The organism is Streptomyces sp. NPDC036815, from assembly GCF_055609205.1.
In genome coordinates, this window is record NZ_JBVJPW010000047.1 from 1 (window position 1) to 3,896 (window position 3,896).

At 71.3% G+C, this 3,896-nt stretch carries 5 protein-coding genes; all 5 read left to right on the forward strand.

From position 1 onward, the window contains the following. The coding region (locus ACZ69I_RS38925; protein ID WP_467678739.1) for a pyridoxine 5'-phosphate oxidase C-terminal domain-containing protein at window positions 1–90 on the forward strand (90 nt) is incomplete at its 5' end. A gap of 47 nt (window positions 91–137) precedes the next feature. Further along, window positions 138–644: a PhzA/PhzB family protein gene (locus ACZ69I_RS38930; RefSeq protein WP_467678703.1), complete on the forward strand. Its 507-nt coding sequence runs from the start codon at window positions 138–140 to the stop codon at window positions 642–644. Window positions 645–700: 56 nt separating this feature from the next. Continuing rightward, window positions 701–1,726, forward strand: coding sequence for a methyltransferase (locus tag ACZ69I_RS38935; protein ID WP_467678700.1), 1,026 nt, complete (start codon window positions 701–703; stop codon window positions 1,724–1,726). Between the two features lie 73 nt (window positions 1,727–1,799). Next, complete coding sequence (locus ACZ69I_RS38940) at window positions 1,800–2,969, forward strand: phage tail sheath family protein (protein ID WP_470837250.1); 1,170 nt, start codon at window positions 1,800–1,802, stop codon at window positions 2,967–2,969. A gap of 49 nt (window positions 2,970–3,018) precedes the next feature. Continuing rightward, window positions 3,019–3,651 (forward strand): hypothetical protein, encoded by a 633-nt coding sequence (locus ACZ69I_RS38945; protein ID WP_470837252.1) that lies wholly within the window; start codon window positions 3,019–3,021, stop codon window positions 3,649–3,651. Window positions 3,652–3,896 lie beyond the last annotated feature (245 nt).

Here is a 3,896-nt window from a genome sequence, read left to right on the forward strand (position 1 = left end):
TTCTGGGCCAACGGCACCGACCGCCTCCACGAACGCCTGCGCTACGACCGCACCACCACCGGCTGGCACCCCACCCGCCTCCAGCCCTGAACCACGTCGTCCGTCCCGCCCCTGTAGGCCTTCCGTCCGGAGAGATCATGACCACGTCACCGTCCGCCGAACCCGCCGCGTCCGCCCCGGTGTTCACCAACCACCTCGAGCTGCGCGCCCGCAACCGGCGGGCCGTGGAGCAGTACATGGAGATCGGCCCCGAGGCCCGGCTGCGCCGCTACACCCTCTACACCGAGGACGGGACCGCGTCCCTGTTCAACACCGACATCGGCCGCCCCATCACCGTCCAGGGCCGCGAGAAGCTCCAGCGGCACGGCGAGCTCTCCCTCGAGGTGCTTCCCGACTGGGAGTGGTTCGACGTGCAGATCTACGAGACCCAGGACCCGGCCGTCATCTGGGTCGAGTGCGACGGCGAGGGAACCATCCGGTTCCCCGGCTATCCCGAAGGCCGTTACCGAAACCACTTCATCCACGGCTTCACCCTGCGCGACGGGCAGATCGCCGCCAGCCGCGAATACACCAACCCCATCGAGCACATGCGCGCCCTGAGCATCGAGACCCCCCACATCAAGCGGGACTGGATCCCCTCCTGAACCGTCGAAGCGACGCCACGTCCGCCCCGTACCCACCATCCGTATGGAGAGAGATCATGACCCCCGACAACACCCCCCGGCCGGCCGCCCGCGCCGCCATCGACCTCGTCACCGCCGCCTGGCACACCCAGGCCGTCTACGCCGCGGTCAAGCTGGGGCTGCCCGATCTGATCGCGGCGGGACACACGGGTCCGGCCGACCTGGCCCGAGCCGCCGGCGCGGATGAGGACGCCGTCCGGCGCCTGCTCCGGCTGCTGCTGCGCCTGGACGTGGTCGACGGGGACGAGAGCGAGGGCTACCGCAACACGGCCGTGGGCGAGGTGCTCCGCGATCAGCCCGGATCGCTGCGCGACGTGTCGCTGCTCTACGGCGAGGAGTTCTACCAGGCCTGGGGCAACTCCATCGAGACGTTCAGGACCGGCAGGACCGGCTTCGAGAAGACGTACGGGAAGTCCCTGATCGGCTACCTGCGCGAGGACGCCGACGCCGCCGAGCGCTTCCAGCGCGCCATGAAGGCCCAGGCCAACAACTTCGCCTTCGACGCGGTCCCGAACCACATCGACTTCACCGCCGACCAGCACGTCGTGGACATCGCCGGCGGCAGCGGCCTGCTCCTCGCCACCGTCCTGGGCGCCGCGCCGAAGGCCCGCGGCACGCTCATCGACCTGGAGCACACGATCCCCATCGCCAGGGCGCACCTGGAGAAGACCGTGGGCACCGACCGCGCCGATCTCGTCGCCGGGGACATGTTCGACGCCGCGCTCCCCGAGGGGGCCGACACCTACCTGCTGTCCCGCGTCCTCGGCGACTGGTCCGCGGAGGACTGCATACGCCTCCTGCGCAACGTACGCGCGGCCATGGCCCCGCACTCCCGCCTGCTGATCATCGAGATGGTCGTCCAGGACGGCAAGGCCGGACTGCTCGCCCCGCTGTGGGACCTCCACCTGATGGTCGTCAACGGCGGCCACCAGCGCTCCGCCGCGGAGTACCGCGAACTGGCGGCCGCCTCGGGGCTGTCCATCGAGCGCACCGTCCACCTCCCCATGGAGACCTCGGCCCTGGTCCTCACCCCCGGAAGCTGACGGCCGACCGGAGCACACCCCGCCCCCTGCCGTCCCCTTCCGCCCGTCCTCCCGTCGTGACCGAGGAGTCCGCATGTCCCCACGGCAGCCGCATCACCCGCGCGCCATCGGCACCACCGGGCCGTTCGGTCCGGCCCGGCTCCTGCGGGACGCGGACAGCGGACGGGGGGCGGGTCTCGGGGCGCCCGTCATCCGCGGGCTGCACACCTCGGTGGCCGCCTTCGTCGGGGACGCCCCCGGGCTGCCGGGCAGGCCGGTCTTCGTCCGCCACCCGCAGGAGTTCATCGAGGCCTTCTCACCCCGTACGACGGCCGACCAGGCGTCGCCCTCCTTCGTCCACGACGCCGTGCTCGGCCACTTCCGCAACGGTGGTGGCGGGGCCTGGGTCCTCGGGACGGACGACGGCGGAGACCGCGTCGGCGCCTACCGGTCCGCTCTCGCCGAGCTGGCATGCCTTCCGGAGGTCACCCTCGTGGTGACCCCGGACCTGTGGCGGGTGGAGGGCGACGCGTACGCCGTCGCACGGGCGGTCGCCGAGCACTGCGGCCGCGTCGGCAACCGGGTCGCACTGCTCCACACCCGGCAGGGCGTCGCCCCCGCCGAGGTGCGCATACCGTTCGAACTGCCGGAGCCGGACGCCCAGTTCGCCGCCGTGCACTACCCGTGGATCACCGTGACCGCGGCCGACGGCAGGGAACGCCTGGTGCCGCCCTCGGGGCACGTGTCCGGGCTGTGCTGTCGCGTCGACATCGAGCGCGGTGTGCATACGGCCCCCGTGGGCGCCCTGGTGGGGGTGGTGAAGCAGGAGTGGGAGATGTCCGCCGACGGGCGGGAAACGATCAACGATCTCAGCGTGAACTGCCTCCGGTTCGTGCCGGGGCAGGGCATCCGTGTGACGGGCGCGCGCACGCTGTCCGCCGAACCGGACTGGGCGGACCTCGGCGTGCGCCGCCTGGTGAACCACGCCCGCGCCTCACTCGCCCGGGGAACCCGGTGGGCCGCCTTCGAGGCCGACACCGCCCAAGTACGGGCGCTGGTACGCCAGTCCGCCGTGACGTTCCTGCGGGGGCTGTGGCGCCAGGGGGCGCTGCGCGGCGGCTGTGCGGCCGAGGCGTTCCACGTCGAGTGCGGCGAGGGCAGGGCGGGCGGCCGACTGACCCTCGACGTCGGCCTCGCCACCGTACGGCCCGCCGAGTTCATCACTTTCCGCATCGAGCACACCGCCGAGAACAGAGTTCCCTGACCAGAACCAACGGCCATCAAGGCGATGCCTTCTAAGGAGATTCAAAGCAATGGAGAGTCATTCATGCTCGCGGAGCCACGGACAGGAACTGCGCGCGGCCGACGGGCCCGTCCTCTGTGACCCCTGCGTCAGAAAGCTGGAACGCAACCTGCGCGCCCTTCCCGGACTGCACCAAGAGGGCCTGCACCACGTCATGGCGACCTCTCGGCGGCGCAATCCGACCAAGGTCTCCGGGAGCCGCAAGCGCGATCACCTGAACGTCGCCGCGCTCGACGCGAGGAGCAACATCCTCGCCATCCTGGAGGCGTGGGCGGGTTACACGGCGGACGAGCTCGGCCTTCCGGCCCCGGCCCGTTCCGTCCCCCACCTGACGTGCTTCCTCCTGCTCCACCTGGAGTGGCTGGTGGTCCAGCCCCCGGCAGCGGACTTCGCGGACGAGATCCAGGAACTCCACGTCGAACTGCTGCGGGTCATCGAGCCCGACCACGGAGACCACCGCTCCCTCACCAGGCAGTGCGTGGTGGACAGTTGCCCGGGAACGATCGACACCTCGCCGCAGCAGCACACCGCGAGCGCCGGGGCGGGCAGCAGCATCAGCTGTTCGTCGGGGCACTCGTGGGAGATACGGGAGTGGCTGGTCCTGCGGCACCTCATGGACCGGCAGAGCAGGGAAGCCGCCTGACATTGCCGCGACGGCCTCGGAACACGGCCGGCGCCGCACTTCGTTCGGCCTGTTCAGCGGGAGAGAGCAGGACGGAACCAGGCGGGGCCGGCCCCGTGTTCAGCCCGTCGTCGCGCTTGCGGTCGCGGGGCCGCGCCGGTCACCGGATCCGCAGGTTGTCGAGGTAGGAGCGCACGTTGCGCCGGGTCTCGGGCACGCTGTCGCCACCGAACTTCTCCGTGACCGCATCGGCCAGAACCAGCGCC

Bases quoted from the DNA above. Each gene is read 5' to 3' on its own strand.
- ACZ69I_RS38930 (WP_467678703.1), top strand. From the start codon at position 138: ATGACCACGTCACCGTCCGCCGAACCCGCCGCGTCCGCCCCGGTGTTC.
- ACZ69I_RS38935 (WP_467678700.1), top strand. From the start codon at position 701: ATGACCCCCGACAACACCCCCCGGCCGGCCGCCCGCGCCGCCATCGAC.
- ACZ69I_RS38945 (WP_470837252.1), top strand. From the start codon at position 3,019: ATGGAGAGTCATTCATGCTCGCGGAGCCACGGACAGGAACTGCGCGCG.
- ACZ69I_RS38940 (WP_470837250.1), top strand. From the start codon at position 1,800: ATGTCCCCACGGCAGCCGCATCACCCGCGCGCCATCGGCACCACCGGG.